Genomic DNA, 17,373 nt, shown 5'->3' with positions numbered 1-17,373 from the left:
CGTCAGTTAGTTGATCATTCTTCGTCTGGTGTGGCAAACATATTCCCATTACCATACCCTGATTCTTTTCCTGGTAACACAAGGTTTAAGATTAAGCCGACCAATGCAGATAATGCCATACTAGTGATCTCTACATTTACGTCTCCAAGTGGAATATCTATATATGCTCCACCAATTCCTATTACTAAGATAACTGAGGCAATAACAAGATTTCTTTTTATTCCAAGATCAATTTCATTATCAACCAGCATTCTGAGGCCACTTGAAGCAATAATACCGAAGAGTAAGATGGATACACCACCCATTACTGGAGTCGGGATTGATGCTATCAATTCTGTTACGATACCGATAAATCCGAAGAAAATGGCTAGTACCGCTGCACCCCCAACAACAAACACGCTAAATACTCTCGTTATTGCTAACACACCAATATTTTCACCATATGTTGTATTTGGTGGTCCACCTAATACGGAGGCAATGACCGTTGCTACACCATCACCTAAAATCGAACGATGTAAACCTGGCTGTTTAATAAAGTTTTTGCCTGTTACTTTAGATAACACCATCTGGTCACCAATATGCTCTGCAACTGTTACAACTGCAACAGGTACCATCAATAACACGATACTAAAGTTAATCACTTCTAATGGATTATAATTAACAAATGGGATGACAAACTCTGGCGCAATAAAAATCGCTTGAAAAAATTCTCCCACAGAGTTACTCGAAATAATTTGTTGCCATGCTGCTTGGACACCACTTGTATTTACCACTTGTACATTTGTTATAGCTGAAATAATCAAAGAATAAAGATATCCTGTAATAATTCCAATTAGAATCGGAATTAAGCCGAAAAATCCCCTAAATAGTAATGAGCCGATAATTGTAACAAGTAGCGTTACAAGTGCTGCACTAAGATGGATTCCACTATATTCACCATCTACATTCATCGCCATGTCAATTGCTGTTGGTGCTAATCCTAAACCGATAACAATAATAACTGGTCCTACAACAATTGGAGGAAGCACTTTGACAATCCAATCTGTTCCAAATGCTGTGATTAGTAATGACAAAATTCCATACACAATACCCGCAAGGAAACTTCCGACCATCACTCCGCCGACACCACCAATTGCCATAGCACTAGTAATCGGTGTAATAAAAGCAAAGCTTGATCCTAAGTACGCAGGTATTTGACCTCTTGTAACGATTAAATATGCTAGTGTTCCTAAACCACTAGATACGAGCGCTACTGCGGTTGATAAATCTGTTAAAAACGGAACTAAAATCGTGGAACCAAACATCGCAAATAAATGCTGTAAACTGAATAGCAGCCACTTTGATTTTTTTGGTACATCCCTTACATCTAACACAATATGTTGATTTGACATTATTTTCTCTCCTTTTTCCCATAAAAAAAACCTCTTTGCTGGTCGCAAAGAGGTAGACGTGTAGTAATAAACGATACACGTATCCAAAATATGCGACCTTGCAAGCATCTCTGTACTTGATTAAAGGTCTTTATTCATTTTCATAAATACTGACACTATCTGTTTGATCGATTTCTTCCAACTCTACCGTTACAATTTCATTGTGTGAAGTTGGAATGTTTTTACCGATAAAATCAGCACGAATTGGTAACTCTCTATGGCCTCGGTCCACTAAAACGGCCAATTGCATTTGTGATGGTCTACCTTGATCCATAACTGCGTCCATTGCTGCTCGCACTGTTCTACCCGTGTACAATACATCATCAACCAATATGACTTTTTTGCCAGTAACTTGTTCTTTTAAGTTTGCTTCATTTAATGTTGGTTCCTGCTGATCTTCTTCTGCAGGTGATAAGTCATCACGATAAAGGGTAATGTCCAACTCACCGATTGGAACCTTTACACCTTCAATATCTTCAATTCGTTCTCGAAGTCTTTGGGCAATCGGTACACCTCTTGTCTTAATACCAACAAGCATTAACCCTTCTACCCCTTTATTTCGCTCCAGAATCTCATGAGCAATTCTTGTTAATGCTCTCCTCATTGCTGGTGCGTCGAGTACATTAGCTTTTTTATTCAACATAAAAACCTCACTTTACATTACGTTTTAACTATCTCTTTAGCATGAAAAAAATCCTTATTCTCCATGAGGGAATAAGGATTTTGGGCATACTTATTTTGTAAGATCCGTTTCCTTTTCAGCCTCACGGGACTGTTATTAAAGGTCTTTATGATATTGGTTATATTATGTCAAAAATCGATGTTGAAGTCAATAACTTTTTCGAATATTTTCTAAAGTCGTTGTGAATTTCTCAGGGAGCGGTGCTTCAAATTCCATTTGTTCTTTTGTAACAGGATGTTCAAAGCTAAGCTGATAAGCGTGTAATGCCTGTCCATCCACATCCATCGTTTTTCGCTGACCATACTTTGGATCCCCTACTAATGGATAACCTATATACCTCATATGCACACGAATCTGATGGGTTCTTCCTGTTTCTAGTTTACATTCAATGAACGTATATTTCCCGTGTAATCTTTCTAATACTTCAAAATGTGTCACAGCAGGCTTACCTTTTTCTGTAACAGCCATCAATTGACGATTTTTTTCGCTGCGACCAATCGGGGCATCAATCGATCCATATTCGTGTGGAATATCTCCATGAACAAGAGCCTTATATTTTCGACTAACTTTTTTATCTTTCAACTGCTCTGCTAAACGCTCATGTGCTATATCATGCTTGGCAACCACTAATAATCCACTAGTATCTTTATCAATACGGTGGACAATTCCTGGTCGCTTCACTCCATTAATGCCTGATAAATCTTTTACATGATATAATAGCGCATTTACTAATGTATCTTCCTGATGTCCAGCTGCTGGATGAACAACCATGCCACTTTCTTTATTCACTACTAAAATATCTGCGTCTTCATAGACGATATTGATAGGAATATCTCTTGCTACTATGTCTAATGGTTCCGCTTCAGGTACTGCCCATTCAATTACATCGCCCGTATGACATTTATAATTTTGTTTCACTTCTTGTTCATTAACACGTACGATTTTTTTATCGAACCATGTTTTTATTTGAGATCTAGAAAAGTCTTCCGTTACATCTACTAATAACTTATCTATTCTGACCCCTTCATCTTCTGTTTTAACTATATAAGAAAACTCATTCATTTCTTGTTACTCCTTTTTTTGTTTCTTTCATCGAGAAGCGTGTAAACGAAAATTAGAATTACACCGACTACTAATGCTGAATCTGCCACATTAAATATTGGATAATCATATGTACCAATATACACATCGACAAAGTCAACTACTTCTTGTCTAAATAATCGATCAATAAAGTTACCGATTGCTCCTCCTAAAACAAAAGCTAATGCAAGACGAAGCCACCTGCTTTCCTTACCGAACTTTTGAATGTAAAAAATGATAAAGCCAATAACAACTAAGGTGATGATATAAAAGAAAATCATCTGCCCTTCTAAAATCCCCCATGCCGCACCAGAATTTCGGTGTGATGTTAAATAAAAGAAGGAATCAATGACAGTGATTCTTTCACCTAGGTCCATATTGGCCACAACTAGCCATTTAGTCAATTGATCGACAAAAATTACTGCTAATGCAACTACATATACACGCCACATACTATACCTCCGAAAAAAATTCATTACCTTCCAAATCATACTTTAAACATTATACCATTATACATCACAACGACAAAGTCACAACTCTATACTCTAATCAACAGTTGATAGTACATTTATTAAGCTATGAGGTCGAATGCACTATCGGAAAGTATCTCATGGACACAACTCTTGAGATTGTGAAAGTTATGTCTATGACAGCCCTTCTCATGGACATAACTCTTAAGATCGTGAAAGTTATGTCTATGACAGCTCTTCTCATGGACATAACTCTTGAGAATGCGAAAGTTATGTCTATGAGGAGCTCCTCCAACAAAAATATAAAGCGAAACTTCCTTCAGTAGAAGTAATAAATACTAATAAAACTCATCGGGTTAGCATCCGTAAGTCCCCACTCACAACTCAAAGCTTGAAGTAGGCGTTTACGAACTCATACACCGGGATACATCATTCAGTGCAAAAATTCCGACCATCTATAAATGAATGATGGTCGGAATCTTTTTTGACTAGTTATGTCCTAGGCTCTTGATTATTCTACTAAGTCGGCGTGATTTTCTTTTACAACAGTTGCACATCGAGTACATAGTGTTGGATGTTCTTCATCTTGACCAACTGTGTCTGAGATGATCCAGCAACGTTCACAGGTTTCACCATTATGTTTATCGATTACTACTGTCACATATTGTAATTCTTTACCTTCTGATAATTCATCAACTACTTCTACGTGTGATGCAATTAATAACTGATGTAAGTGAGGAATATCTGTTAATAATTCTTTTACATCTGGATTATTTGCTTTAATCGTAATCGCAGCTTCTAATGATTTACCGATCACTTTTTCGGCACGAGCTTCTTCTAACGCTTTAAGAATATCATCACGCACATTCATGAATAGGGACCATTTCGCCGCTAATTGTTCTTCATCTTTGATCGTTTTTGCTTCAGGCATATCTGCTAATTGTGGACTTTCTTCCTCTACTTCTGGGATATAGTTCCATACTTCTTCCATCGTATGAGTCAGAATCGGTGTCAACAATTTCACTAGAGACGTAACGATCTCATAGTATACCGTTTGAATACTACGTCTTCTCGGATCATTCTCTGCTTCAATGTAAAGAATGTCTTTACCGAAGTCTAGATAGAATGAACTTAAATCAATCGTACAGAAATTGTGGATGGCTTGATAAACAGTTGAGAAATCATATTCATCATACGCTTTACGCGATTTAGCAATGACTTGCTGCAAACGATAAAGCATATAACGATCTGCTTCTTCTAAGTTTTCTTCTTCCACACGGTTACTCAATGAGAAATCAGCTAAATTTCCTAGTAAGAAACGGAACGTGTTACGGATTTTTCGGTAACCTTCAGAAGTTTGTTTAATAATGTCATCAGAGATTCTTACATCTGCTTGATAGTCAACAGAAGCAACCCAAAGTCGTAAAATATCTGCACCATATTGCTTCATAATTTTAGATGGTACAACAACATTCCCAACAGATTTACTCATTTTACGTCCTTGACCATCTAATGCAAACCCATGACTGATGACTGTTTCATAAGGAGCTTTTCCGGTAACTGCTACTGCTGTTGAAATAGATGAGTTAAACCAACCACGATATTGGTCAGAACCTTCTAAATATACATCAGCAGGTCGGCGTAATGATTCTCTACCTTCTAACACACCTTCATGTGAACTACCTGAGTCAAACCATACGTCCATAATGTCTGCTTCTTTCGTAAATTCACCATTTGGACTATGTTCAGACGTAAAGCCTTCCGGTAGTAGATCTTTTGTATCCCACTCGAACCAAATGTTTGAACCGTGTTCTTCAAACAGTTTCGCTACATGTGAGATAGTTTCATCACTAATAATTGGTGTCTTGTCTTCTCCGTAGAATACTGGAATCGGTACTCCCCATGTACGCTGTCTGGAAATACACCAATCTTCTCGATCTCTTACCATGTTAAACAGTCTTGTTTCTCCCCACTTAGGTAACCAATTCACACGGTTAATTTCTGATAAGATTTCTTCACGGAAATCTTTAATGGATGCAAACCACTGATTAGTAGCACGGAAAATAATTGGTTTTTTCGTACGCCAATCATGTGGATAAGAGTGTGTAATGAACTCTAGTTTTAATAATGCATTATTTGCTTCTAGTTTCTCTGTCACTTCTTTATTAGCACTGTCATAGAATAAGCCTTCAAATCCAGGAGCTTCATCAGTAAATACACCTTTTTCATCTACTGGACAAAGTACATCTAAACCATATTTTTTACCAACAATAAAGTCATCTTCCCCGTGACCAGGTGCAGTATGAACAAGTCCTGTACCACTCTCTGTTGTAACATGTTCACCTAAGATAACTAATGATTCACGGTCATAAATTGGATGTTGTGCTACTAATTTTTCTGCTTCGCGACCTTTGAATGTCTTCACTACTTCCGCTTCTTCCCATTCAAATGTCGCTTTTAGATCATTTAACATATCATGAGCAATAACATATTTTTGATCTGCCACTTTAACAACTGCATATTCTAAATCAGGATGGACAGAAATCGCTAAGTTAGCCGGAATAGTCCATGGAGTTGTTGTCCAGATGATGAATTTTTCATCGCCATCTAATAAATCTTTACCGTCTTTCACATCAAATCCTACATAAATAGATGCTGAACGCTTATCTTGGTATTCGATTTCTGCTTCTGCTAATGCAGACTCAGATGATGGAGACCAATATACAGGCTTCATTCCTTTATAGATATAACCTTTTTTCGCCATTTCACCGAATACTTTAATTTGTGAAGCTTCGTACGATTTATTTAACGTGATATAAGGATTATTCCAATCTCCTCTAACCCCTAATTGTTTAAATTGTGTACGTTGATTATCCACCTGCTTTAATGCGTATTCTTCACATTTACGTCTAAATTCAGCAACACTCATTTTCTTACGGTTTACTTTTTTCTTTGCAAGTGCTTGCTCGATCGGTAAACCGTGTGTATCCCAACCAGGAACATATGGTGCATGGAAGCCGGCCATTGATTTATATTTTACAATAAAGTCTTTTAATACTTTATTTAATGCATGCCCCATATGGATATCACCATTGGCATATGGAGGTCCATCATGTAGAACAAATAATGGTCTTCCTTCCGTTCTTTGCTGTACTTTTTCATACAGTTTTTCTTCGTCCCATTGTTTTTGCATTTCTGGTTCTTTGTTCGGTAAATTACCACGCATCGGGAACTTCGTTTGTGGCATTTTCAGCGTTTTTTTATATTCCACTGTCATTCCTCCTAATGTTAATTATTAATAAAAGTAGACTACTCAATGTTTATAGAGTGAAACTCCCACCAATTATTTTGGAAACGAAAAAAACCCCTCATCCCAAAAAGGGACGAGGAGTTCTCGCGGTACCACCCTTATAGATAAAAGAAAAGTCTTCTATCCACTCAGTCATTCGTAACGTGAACGATTCGGTTGCACTTACTATATTCAGCACAACTACTCGCGGGTGATCTTCTAGTAAGGTTCTAAATTAGGCTTTCACCGTCCCTAACTCGCTTTATTAGTTATCCCTTAATATACTTTCCCATTCATAGTATTTCTACCTTATATAAAAGTTTGTAGTAAGAATTATATGTAATAATTTGATTTCCGTCAAGATTTTAAAATTACTTCACTTCTTCTGCTTCCACTTCTGCTTCAGCTTCTTCTTCCTCTTGAAGGTTTAAATCAAATATTGCATCCCAATCCTCATTATCAAGTAAATCTAGTTGCGCTTCAATTAACATTTTTAATCTCGTACGGAATACTTTTGATTGTTTCTTCAATTCTTCCACTTCAAGGGCTACAGATCTCGATTTACTTAAAGCTTCATTGACAATGCGATCCGCGTTTTTTTCTGCTTCTTTAATTATTAATTTTGCTTCTTTACGCGCATTTTCTTTTACTTCTTCAGCAGTTTCCTGTGCGACAAGAATTGATTTATTTAAAGTAGATTCGATATTAGAAAAATGTCCTAATTTTTCATTTAATAAAGCTACTTCTTCTTGTAATTCTTTTTTCTCACGGATAACCGTTTCATAATCTTTAATGACCTGATCAAGAAAATCGTTCACATCATCTTCATCATATCCACGAAATCCTTTAGTAAATTCTTTATTATGAATATCAAGCGGTGATAAAGGCACAACGGCCACCTCCTATAGGATGTCTTACTTTATACAATATCTTATCATACTTTTTTTACAAATCACTATAATTTTGAAGAAAAATTATAATAATTTCTCAAAAACTACTCTAATTTTGTCTTTTTTTGTTCTACCCTGTAATTCTGTTATTCGTGAGCGCCCTTTACCTCGAATCGATATAAGGTCTTCTTCCTCTAACAAATATGCTGACTCTTCGATCGTTTGGAAATTAACTTTAACCAATCCCTTTTTGATCAACGTTACTGCTTGCTGCCTGGACATTTGATACATTTCCTTCAACATCACGTCAAGCCTAAGTGACGCACATGTTGCCGTATGTGATTGCCACTTATCTTGAGAAGGTAATCGTTCTTGCATCGATACACTTACAAACGTAACCGTAGCTTTCTTAATAGATGTTACATTTGTTATCAAATAACCCGTAATATCTTTCGCAACAACGATTTGGATAGTATCATTATGTATGACAATATCGCCAATCTTCTTTCGCTTAATTCCAGCTGACAAAAAAGCCCCCAATACGTCACGATGTTCAATCGAAACGAATTTTTGTGGGAAAGTTGCTTGAAGTAAATCCATTTCGAAAGTTGATTCGCATACTTCTTCATAGTACGGTGCTAAAACAGCACGCTTTCTTTCTGCTTGATTCCAGCCACCGAAAAATGATAATTGTAATTCTTCATCATTTCCAATTACTGTTTCAAATATTTTCTGTTCACGAGGATGAAGAAAATCCGTTAACCTATGTTGATAACGGGTAGTAACTTCCTCACGCCATGATAATACTTGATCAATAAAAGGGTATTCTTCTTTTCGAAAATGTTGATATAAATCCATTTCATCACCTATAAACGAATGAGAAAGCTAAATAAATAATCTAGTCCCCTCATCGCGAATCGTAATACAAACAACGCAACAAGTGGAGAAATATCAATCATCCCACCGATCGGAGGAATAATTTTACGGAATGGTTCCAAATATGGCTCTACAATTGTTGCTAGCACTTGTCCGAAAGAAGATTCTCTTGCTCCTGGAAACCAGGACATTAAAATATAAATAACAATGGCGAATGTATAAATCGTCATTGCAACAGATAAAATGTTGTGTAATAACCCTAACATCTACTCTACTACCACCTTTGTTCTGGATCGATATCTTCCATTATCTCTGTAATATTTCCGGATATCTCCATGTTATCTGGAGTACATAAGAAAGTTTGCGATCCTAACTTTTTTATTTGACCTGATACTGCATATACCGTACCACTTAAGAAATCAACAATTCTTCGCGCTTGATTCGTATCAACTCGTTGTAAATTAATCACAACAGATTTACGATTAACAATCTGGTCGGCAATATCCTGCACCTCATTAAATGACCTTGGTTCAAACAAGACCATTTTGGCATTTTTTTGTACAGATTGTAAGCTTACAACATTTGCTTTTTCTTCTTTTCGTTCACTTCTTCTTTGTGGTTTCGTTTCTTCTTGCACTTCCTCTTCTTCTATAATTTCATATTCTTCATCTTCAAGTCCAAAAAAATTACGGAATTTGCCCTTCATACTCATCGTTCATCCCTCCCCTATTTTTTAATAAGGTCCCACTAGACTTGAACCGATTCGGACATGTGTAGCACCTTCTTCAATCGCAATCTGATAATCATTACTCATGCCCATTGATAAGTAATTACAAGGGGCATGCTCCCAATTCATAGTTTGAATTTGATTTCTTAATTCTCTCAATGATCGGAAAACGTGACGTAAAATTGCTTCATCCTCTACATGTGGTGCCATCGTCATTAAACCAACTACCCTTATATTGGAAAATTCTTGTAAGTTTTGCACAAATGCTTCTACTTCATCTGCCTTAACTCCATGTTTTGATTCTTCTCCACTAACATTAACTTGTACAAAACAATCAATCGGCTTGTTTGCTCGTTTATTAATTTCTTTAGCCAGTGATTTACGATCTAACGAATGAAGATAGTCTATTTGGTCAATCACTTCTTTGACTTTTCGAGATTGTAGTGTCCCGATAAAATGCCACACAGCTTGCTCTTCGATATGCTCGGACTTTTCTAGAAGTCCTTCCATTCTATTTTCACCTAGATGTGTAACGCCGGCATCGACTGCTTCTTTTGCTCTTTCTATTGTAACATATTTCGTTACGCCTATAACCGTAATATCCCCTGCGGCTCGTCCCACTTTCTGGCATGCATCAAGAATCTTTTGCTGTATGTCCATCAAATTTTTTGCTACTTCCATTTGCAATCCCCTTCCACCATTCTATCTTAATGCAATAAATCCTAGCATTCTTCCGGTTGGATGCTGATCTCTTCTATGAGAAAAAAATGCAGAATGATGGTATGTACAATATGCTGTCTTATGTATATGACCAGGAGAGATTCCTGCGTCTAACAATAATTGATTATTCAAACATTGTAAATCTAATTGATATTGTCCATTTTCACCTTCATAGCAATCAGCATATTTCGGATCAATATGCCGGATAACATGATCATTTACTTGGTAGTTGTCTTTACTAATACTAGGGCCAATTACCACTTCAATATCTTTCGGATCTGATGACAGATCCTTAAAGCGTTCGACTGTTTTATTAGCAATATTTGCAACCGTACCTTTCCAACCCGCATGAGAAATACCGACAATTCCTTTCTTTTTATCAGCGAAAAATAGTGGGACACAGTCAGCAAATAAGGCTGCACATACTATATCTTTTTCCTTCGTGATAAGTCCATCAATTTCTGGAATGGCGTTATCTTTCGTAAAAGCACCACTTGCTCTATCATTTGTATCGATAATTTGTACTTCGTTACCATGTACTTGTTCGCCAACAACCCATTTATTTAAAGGTAGGGAAATCGTGTCTGCCAGTTTCTTGCGGTTAGTTAACACAGCTGCTGGATCATCCTCCACATGAAAGCCCATATTATTACTTTCATATGGTGGGATGCTGTAACCTCCCTCTCGAGTGGTAAACCCCGCTACAATATTTGTATCTTTCATCCATTTATTTATCCATAGTATTCCTTCGTCTTCCAGTTGCACAAAGGGCTCTGTCATTATACCCCTCCTATTTTACCTCATTTTATCATATTTTGTTGTATCAATACAGTTTCATTCTATTATTGTTCAAAAGAAGTCGAGGAATCATTTTGCGGTTGAATTTGTAATACGGCATGGTTGCCATTCTTTTTCACTAAAATAACATCATGCCCTATTTTCATCACGTTTTCCCATGGTATAATCACTTCTCTGGATTCACCAAATACACCTAATGTTTTTGTTTTTGTTGCTACAATCAAATTAATGATTTTACCTATATCTACATTTATTTCGATATCTGTCATATTCCCTACCTTTGTACCATCTTCAATATATATAATATCCTTCATTTGCAATGCTGATAACGTAATCACTTATCTCCGCCTCCTTTCTATCAATATATGTTATGACATTAAAAATATGGTGTTTGTGACAATAAAATTCGTTAATCTGCCACTTAGATATGTACATACTAATAACGAGAAATAACGGAAAGGAGGAGAGCGGTATGGGTAGAGATGAGCATAAGCAAAATTCTTCAAGAAATCCATTAGCACAAACACCAAAAGCAGAAAAAACAGATGGAATTGATGTAGAATTCTCGAATGAATTCGCAGACGCTGCTGATTTAGAAGCACTAGAAAGAGGAAAAAAAGCAGACAAGCGCGCTAAAAGAGGCTAAAAGAAGGAAAGAGGAGCAAAACTTTAGCCGTTTTGCTCCTCTTGTTTATTCAAACATTTCTTTATTCATTTCTTTTATAGCTGCTTTTTCTAGTCGTGATACTTGCGCTTGAGAAATACCTATTTCTTCAGCGACTTCCATTTGTGTTTTCCCTTGGAAGAAGCGTTTATTAAGTATCATTTTTTCACGCTTGTTTAGTCGTTGCATTCCTTCTTTTATAGATAAATGATTAATCCAGTCATTATCTTTTATACTATCATCGCTTACCTGATCCATGACATAAATAGGGTCTCCACCATCATTAAAGATCGGTTCAAATAATGAAACAGGATCTTGGATGGCATCTAAAGCAAAAATCACATCTGTAACAGGTACATCTAATTCGTCAGCAATTTCCATAGGAGAAGGATCTTTCGATGTTTTATTTAATAATTTCTCTCTTGCATGTAATGCTTTATAGGCAATATCTCGCAATGATCTAGAAACCCTGATGGGGTTATTATCACGTAAATAACGTCTGATTTCTCCGATAATCATCGGAACAGCATAAGTTGAAAATTTAACATTTTGACCTAAATCAAAATTGTCAATCGATTTTAATAATCCGATACAACCGACTTGAAATAAATCATCACCATACTCTCCACGATTATGGAATCGTTGAATAACACTTAACACTAACCTTAAATTACCGTTCACAAGCTTCTCTCTTGCAGACTGATCCCCGTTCTGCATCGCTCTAAATAAAATACGCATCTCTTCATTCTTTAGTACGGGTAAGGTTGCTGTATCTACCCCACAAATTTCAACTTTATGTCTTGTCATATAATACCCTCCCAATTGGAGATCCTTCTCAAAAATAAGTATCACCAATCAGGAGTTTTTTATGCACTAACCATTCTTTACCAACATGTTAACTAAACCATTTTATCGAACTCTTTTTGCAGACGTTTAATGATCTTTTTCTCTAAGCGCGAAATATAGGATTGAGAAATTCCTAATAGATCTGCAACATCCTTTTGTGTCATTTCCTCTTTATCCACTAAACCAAATCGTAGCTCCATAATTTGTCGCTCTCTACCATTTAGTGATTCTAAAGCTTTTCGAAGTAATGATTTATCAATACTCTGTTCTAAATCTTTAAACGTTATATCTTCATCCGTTCCTAACACATCAGAAAGTAACAGTTCATTACCATCCCAATCAACATTTAATGGCTCATCAAAGGAAACTTCGGTCTTAATTTTATTATTTTTTCGAAGATACATTAAAATTTCATTTTCGATGCACCGTGACGCATACGTAGCAAGCTTGATTTTCTTTTCAGGATTAAACGTGTTAATTGCTTTAATAAGGCCAATTGTACCAATACTAATCAAGTCTTCAATATTTATACCTGTATTTTCAAATTTTCGTGCAATATAAACAACTAGTCGTAAATTTCTTTCAATTAACATAGCGCGGGCAGATTTATCTCCCACAGGCAAACGATGAATTAATTCAAATTCTTCTTCTTTCGATAATGGTGGTGGTAATGCTTCACTTCCACCAATATAATAGATTTCATCTACTTTAAATCCCATTTTCTTTAACACTTTGTAAAAAATTAATTTGTATTTTTGTTGTACAATTAACATGACGCTCACTCCTTTTTCTATCTAATATCACCCTACATGTTGAAATAACTTTGGGTGTAATAAACAGTGATAGCTATCATCAGCAACTAACGTTCCAAATTTAATTCCTATTAACACTTTCTTAAAGGTTTGTTTTGAACCATTAACCTCTATCAGAAATAAATCGGGTTTAAACGCTAGCATAAAGTCTACATTACCTCCTACCCCTTGGAATGGGAGCATTCTAAAAGTAACAGGAGAAAATTGATCTACTCCATCATTCGTTAAATCTTGAGAAGTAGTATGTAATTGACTTACTTCCTCTTCGGTAAACCAATGTAGGAGCACCGTTTCATCTACAATGATGACTGGTGTCTGAGTTAACGGATCAACTAAATGATTACCACTATCTAAATATCCAGTCGTTTCCACCTGTCGTTCCTTCCACTTAATATGAACACGATAAAAAAATTCTTGTTGAAACTGCTCTAATTTGTGCTTGTCCATTCGGATTTTTGTAAAATAATAAATAATTGGAAAGCCGATTAATACAAATAATCCATGGATTTGATCTGATTGCATATTCACTTGAGCGAAAAGGGAGTCTGTTGAGAATAAATAATGAATAGCAAACAAGCCCCCACCTATAGAAAAGGTCATAAAATAAAATGTACATACTACCTTTAAATAAGTAGCAACATTACGGAAACCGAATGCAATGAAAATAATAAGAAATGAATGAGCCACTTTGACTCCCAACATATCAATAGGAAAAGCAGGAAATAGAAATGAGATTGGAACAATTACCGAACCAAAAAAACTGGCGAGTACTATGCGAAACCACTTTGTCATATACTTTGTAATAGATTGGGTTAACAACAGAATCATCCAATCTATCATAAAATTTAGTAACCACACTATTTCTAAGTAAACTACCACCATGTACTTCCTTTCCTACCATACAGGGATTTAGACGGTGACATATCTCGTAAGATAAGCATTTCTTGTCTACATAGTATAAAGAATAGGACGAAAGAAGTCTGTCACAGTTTGTATGCAAAAATCATCTAGTTTTAAGAAAAAATGTTGAAAGGTAATTATAGAGAAGAAAAATTAATGAGTTCACTATCCTAGCACCAAAAAGACCGAAAGGTAACACTCCTTACAGTTATCGACATCGAGTATCAGAGCACTTATCTTGTTCTTCAAGTTACATGTTTTTCATATAGAAAGGCGAGCACTTCATGAATTAAATTGTTTTCTATCTATAAAGTGAGACTTCAATCAGTGAGAGTTTTGGACTCCCACTGATTGTTAGCGAAACTTATCAGGGAGTTAGCGTTCGTTTAATCCCCACTTAGCTTTCTCATTTTCACTCGAACCTTGAAGTGGGGGTTTTACGGATGTTTACACCGTGATAAAGGTGGAGATAGTAACTTTAAGATCACATAAAAAAATCCGTTTCAACTGTAGCTGAAACGGATTTTTTTCGTGCTATTTATCTTCTTTTGTTTCTATTTCGTAAAAATGTCGGAATATCTAATGTATCTTCCTCTTGATTTGATCTTGAAGCTTGCGAAGCTGAAGGTGATGCCGATGTAGACGTCGTATTCTTCGTTTCTTGTTTAGCTTCTGGTTGTTTTTCACGGGGTTTATTATTTGCTTGTAAAACCGATTTTGGTTTATTTTGATTATTTTTGATTTGTGATTCATCAAAACCAGTTGCGATAACTGTAACAACAATTTCGTCTTTTAAGTCTTCATTAATAACAGAACCGAAGATTACATTTACTTCTTGATCTGCTGCAGATGTAACAATATCTGCTGATTCCTGTACTTCATATAGACTTAAATTAGTACCACCTGTAATATTCATAAGAACACCATGCGCACCGTCAATAGATGATTCAAATAACGGTGAAGAAATAGCCTTCTTGGCTGCTTCTACAGCACGGTTCTCACCGGTCGCAATACCAATACCCATCAATGCAGAACCTTTTTCTGCCATGATTGTCTTCACATCGGCAAAGTCGACGTTAATTAATCCAGGTGTTGCAATTAAGTCTGAGATACCTTGGACACCTTGACGTAATACGTTATCCGCTTCACGGAAGGCTTCTAACATAGGTGTATTTTTATCAATAATTTCTAGTAGACGATCATTCGGAATCACAATCAACGTATCTACACTACTTTTCAGACCGTCAATTCCAGATACTGCTTGCGTTGCTCTCTTTCTACCTTCAAAAGTAAATGGACGTGTAACAACACCTACAGTCAATGCACCCAATTCTTTCGCTACTTGTGCAATTACTGGAGCAGCACCTGTACCAGTTCCTCCACCCATTCCAGCAGTTACAAAGACCATATCAGAGCCTTGTAAGATTTCTTCAATTTGTTCTTTACTTTCTTCTGCAGCTTTGCGACCAACCTCAGGGTTAGCTCCAGCTCCTAAACCCCTTGTTAATTTTGTTCCAATTTGCATTTTAACCTCTGCTTTTGAAAGGTTTAATGCTTGTGCATCCGTGTTAACAGCAATAAATTCCACACCTTGCACACCATGTTCTATCATTCGGTTAACGGCGTTGCTTCCGCCACCGCCTACACCGATAACTTTTATCGTTGCTAGCTGATCATCCATATTCGTATCAAAGTCTAACATACCATTTCCTCCCATTTTGCTAGAATAATAGCCTGTCTTTTTCCACGTTTTTCCTTCTTAATCAAAGAAATATTTAAAGAAGTTTGCTATTTTAGGTTCTTTTTTCTCTTTTGGAGTTTGTTTTTTTGTAGTTGTTTTCTTTTGTCTTTTCGGTTTTATTTCTTCTTGAACTACTTCCTCTCTTTCAACAGCTACTACTGCATCAGAAAATTCTTTCCCTTGTATTTTCGCATTCTTATACGCAAATTTCAAGATACCAATACCTGCAGTAAACTGAGGCTCACGTACTCCGATGTAATCAGGAATAGCAATTCTTACATTGCTTTGATAAATATCCTGTGCTAATTCAGCAGCACCAGGCATGCTCATCGTTCCCCCTGTAAGTACTAACCCCCCAGGTAATTCATTATATCCCATTTTCTGAATTTCACGAGCACTATATATCAGAATTTCTTCTAATCTAGCTTCAATAATCTCTGCTAAATCTAGCTGACTATAACGTTCTTTTTGGTTACTGCCAATAATGTTTACTTCAAATTCTTCCTCTTCATTAGCATCACCATAAAAACCATGACCATGGTCTAATTTGATATCTTCAGCTTCTTCTGATGTAGTTCGTAAACCAATGGAAAGGTCTTTTGTAATATTGTCCCCACCAAGTGGAATCACACTAGTAGCCATTAAACCATTATCATCGAATACTGATACAGTAGTACTTCCGCCACCAATATCAAGCATTGCTACACCTAAGTTTTTTTCATCTTGAGATAATGCTACTTCACCAGTTGCTAGTGGTTGTAGACAAATATCCATAATAGTTAATCCAGATTTCTCTACACACTTTAAAATATTATGTAGCATTGTTTTGGAACAAGTAATAATAGTCCCTTCCATTTCAAGGCGTACTCCTATCATTCCTCTTGGATCACGGATTTCATCCAAACCATCTACAATAAATTGTTTTGGAATTACATCGACTACCTCCCGTTCAGGCGGTATCGACATTACCTGAGCAGCATCTATTACACGATGAATATCCTCTTCTGTAATTTCTTTATCCTCACTAGATACTGCTACCACACCATGACAAGGTTGTAATTGTACATGATTCCCATTAATACCTACTATTACTTGATCAATATGTATATCTACCATTCGTTCAGCTTGTTCAACTGCTGTACGGATTGAATGAACAGTCTCATCTATGTCAACAATAGCACCTTTTTTCATACCAAGAGACTTTGCCGTACCTACACCAATGACATTTAAAGAATCATTCATAATTTCACCAATGATCACTTTTATTTTTGATGTACCTATATCCAAGCTGACTAGAATTTCACCGTTATCCATAAGGCACCTCCTATTTCTATGCATTAAACTACATTTGAATTCATATTATTTATTGTATAATAAGCTGTATTAAACACTATTATAATAAAAAACACAATATTTTTACATGAATATATGTAAATTTATCGGAAAAA

The 17,373-nt window shown here is 36.1% G+C and carries 18 protein-coding genes and 1 other annotated feature; of the genes, 1 reads left to right on the top strand and 17 read right to left on the bottom strand.

The window, feature by feature from the left end; all coding sequences use genetic code 11:
- Positions 1 to 14: 14 nt before the first annotated feature.
- The 12 genes from SH601_RS03030 to SH601_RS02975 form a co-directional block, all read right to left on the bottom strand.
- Entirely contained in the window at positions 15 to 1,391 is a 1,377-nt protein-coding gene (locus tag SH601_RS03030; protein ID WP_319956750.1) for a uracil-xanthine permease family protein, read from the bottom strand.
- A gap of 130 nt (positions 1,392 to 1,521) precedes the next feature.
- Positions 1,522 to 2,070 carry a bifunctional pyr operon transcriptional regulator/uracil phosphoribosyltransferase PyrR gene (gene pyrR / locus SH601_RS03025; RefSeq protein WP_319956845.1) on the bottom strand — a complete coding sequence of 183 codons (549 nt, stop codon included), beginning with the start codon at positions 2,068 to 2,070 and terminating at the stop codon, positions 1,522 to 1,524.
- Between the two features lie 189 nt (positions 2,071 to 2,259).
- Entirely contained in the window at positions 2,260 to 3,174 is a 915-nt protein-coding gene (locus tag SH601_RS03020; protein WP_319956749.1) for an RluA family pseudouridine synthase, read from the bottom strand.
- Positions 3,171 to 3,644, bottom strand: coding sequence for a signal peptidase II (gene lspA, locus SH601_RS03015; protein WP_319956748.1), 474 nt, complete (start codon positions 3,642 to 3,644; stop codon positions 3,171 to 3,173). The genes SH601_RS03020 and lspA overlap by 4 nt, the downstream gene beginning before the upstream one ends.
- A 529-nt stretch (positions 3,645 to 4,173) precedes the next feature.
- Positions 4,174 to 6,933, bottom strand: coding sequence for an isoleucine--tRNA ligase (gene ileS, locus SH601_RS03010; protein WP_319956747.1), 2,760 nt, complete (start codon positions 6,931 to 6,933; stop codon positions 4,174 to 4,176).
- Between the two features lie 105 nt (positions 6,934 to 7,038).
- Positions 7,039 to 7,257: a binding site (T-box leader), on the bottom strand.
- A 65-nt stretch (positions 7,258 to 7,322) separates the two neighbouring features.
- On the bottom strand, positions 7,323 to 7,841 hold the full coding sequence (locus tag SH601_RS03005; RefSeq protein WP_319956746.1) for a DivIVA domain-containing protein: 519 nt from the start codon (positions 7,839 to 7,841) through the stop codon (positions 7,323 to 7,325).
- An 84-nt stretch (positions 7,842 to 7,925) separates the two neighbouring features.
- A complete protein-coding gene (locus SH601_RS03000; protein ID WP_319956745.1) occupies positions 7,926 to 8,699 on the bottom strand; it encodes a YlmH family RNA-binding protein in 774 nt (257 codons plus the stop codon).
- An 8-nt stretch (positions 8,700 to 8,707) separates the two neighbouring features.
- Positions 8,708 to 8,983 carry a YggT family protein gene (locus SH601_RS02995; RefSeq protein WP_319956744.1) on the bottom strand — a complete coding sequence of 92 codons (276 nt, stop codon included), beginning with the start codon at positions 8,981 to 8,983 and terminating at the stop codon, positions 8,708 to 8,710.
- Between the two features lie 8 nt (positions 8,984 to 8,991).
- Complete coding sequence (locus SH601_RS02990; RefSeq protein ID WP_319956743.1) at positions 8,992 to 9,429, bottom strand: cell division protein SepF; 438 nt, start codon at positions 9,427 to 9,429, stop codon at positions 8,992 to 8,994.
- A 21-nt stretch (positions 9,430 to 9,450) separates the two neighbouring features.
- Complete coding sequence (locus SH601_RS02985; protein WP_319956742.1) at positions 9,451 to 10,125, bottom strand: YggS family pyridoxal phosphate-dependent enzyme; 675 nt, start codon at positions 10,123 to 10,125, stop codon at positions 9,451 to 9,453.
- Positions 10,126 to 10,146: 21 nt separating this feature from the next.
- A complete protein-coding gene (gene pgeF, locus SH601_RS02980; protein ID WP_319956741.1) occupies positions 10,147 to 10,944 on the bottom strand; it encodes a peptidoglycan editing factor PgeF in 798 nt (265 codons plus the stop codon).
- A gap of 62 nt (positions 10,945 to 11,006) precedes the next feature.
- Positions 11,007 to 11,300, bottom strand: a complete 294-nt coding sequence (locus tag SH601_RS02975) for a YlmC/YmxH family sporulation protein (RefSeq protein ID WP_319956740.1) — start codon at positions 11,298 to 11,300, stop codon at positions 11,007 to 11,009.
- 134 nt (positions 11,301 to 11,434) lie between these two features.
- Between SH601_RS02975 and SH601_RS02970 the strand changes: the two genes are divergently transcribed.
- Positions 11,435 to 11,608, top strand: a complete 174-nt coding sequence (locus tag SH601_RS02970) for a YfhD family protein (RefSeq protein WP_319956739.1) — start codon at positions 11,435 to 11,437, stop codon at positions 11,606 to 11,608.
- A 45-nt stretch (positions 11,609 to 11,653) separates the two neighbouring features.
- Here SH601_RS02970 and sigG read toward each other — a convergent pair whose 3' ends face one another.
- From sigG to ftsA, 5 genes are all read right to left on the bottom strand, one after another.
- Entirely contained in the window at positions 11,654 to 12,433 is a 780-nt protein-coding gene (sigG, locus tag SH601_RS02965; RefSeq protein ID WP_319956738.1) for an RNA polymerase sporulation sigma factor SigG, read from the bottom strand.
- Between the two features lie 92 nt (positions 12,434 to 12,525).
- Positions 12,526 to 13,245, bottom strand: a complete 720-nt coding sequence (sigE, locus tag SH601_RS02960; protein WP_319956737.1) for an RNA polymerase sporulation sigma factor SigE — start codon at positions 13,243 to 13,245, stop codon at positions 12,526 to 12,528.
- Positions 13,246 to 13,272: 27 nt separating this feature from the next.
- The gene (spoIIGA, locus tag SH601_RS02955; protein WP_319956736.1) at positions 13,273 to 14,166 is read right to left on the bottom strand and encodes a sigma-E processing peptidase SpoIIGA; all 894 of its coding nucleotides are present in this window, start codon (positions 14,164 to 14,166) and stop codon (positions 13,273 to 13,275) included.
- Between the two features lie 556 nt (positions 14,167 to 14,722).
- Entirely contained in the window at positions 14,723 to 15,886 is a 1,164-nt protein-coding gene (gene ftsZ, locus SH601_RS02950; RefSeq protein ID WP_319956735.1) for a cell division protein FtsZ, read from the bottom strand.
- 57 nt (positions 15,887 to 15,943) lie between these two features.
- Positions 15,944 to 17,239 carry a cell division protein FtsA gene (gene ftsA, locus SH601_RS02945; RefSeq protein ID WP_319956733.1) on the bottom strand — a complete coding sequence of 432 codons (1,296 nt, stop codon included), beginning with the start codon at positions 17,237 to 17,239 and terminating at the stop codon, positions 15,944 to 15,946.
- Positions 17,240 to 17,373: the final 134 nt, after the last annotated feature.

The sequence above is a fragment of the Gracilibacillus pellucidus genome, assembly GCF_033949965.1.
Lineage (GTDB): Bacteria > Bacillota > Bacilli > Bacillales > Amphibacillaceae > Gracilibacillus > Gracilibacillus pellucidus.
The sequence above is the reverse complement of the archived record's forward strand: the minus strand, read 5'-3'. Positions and strand labels throughout refer to the sequence as shown.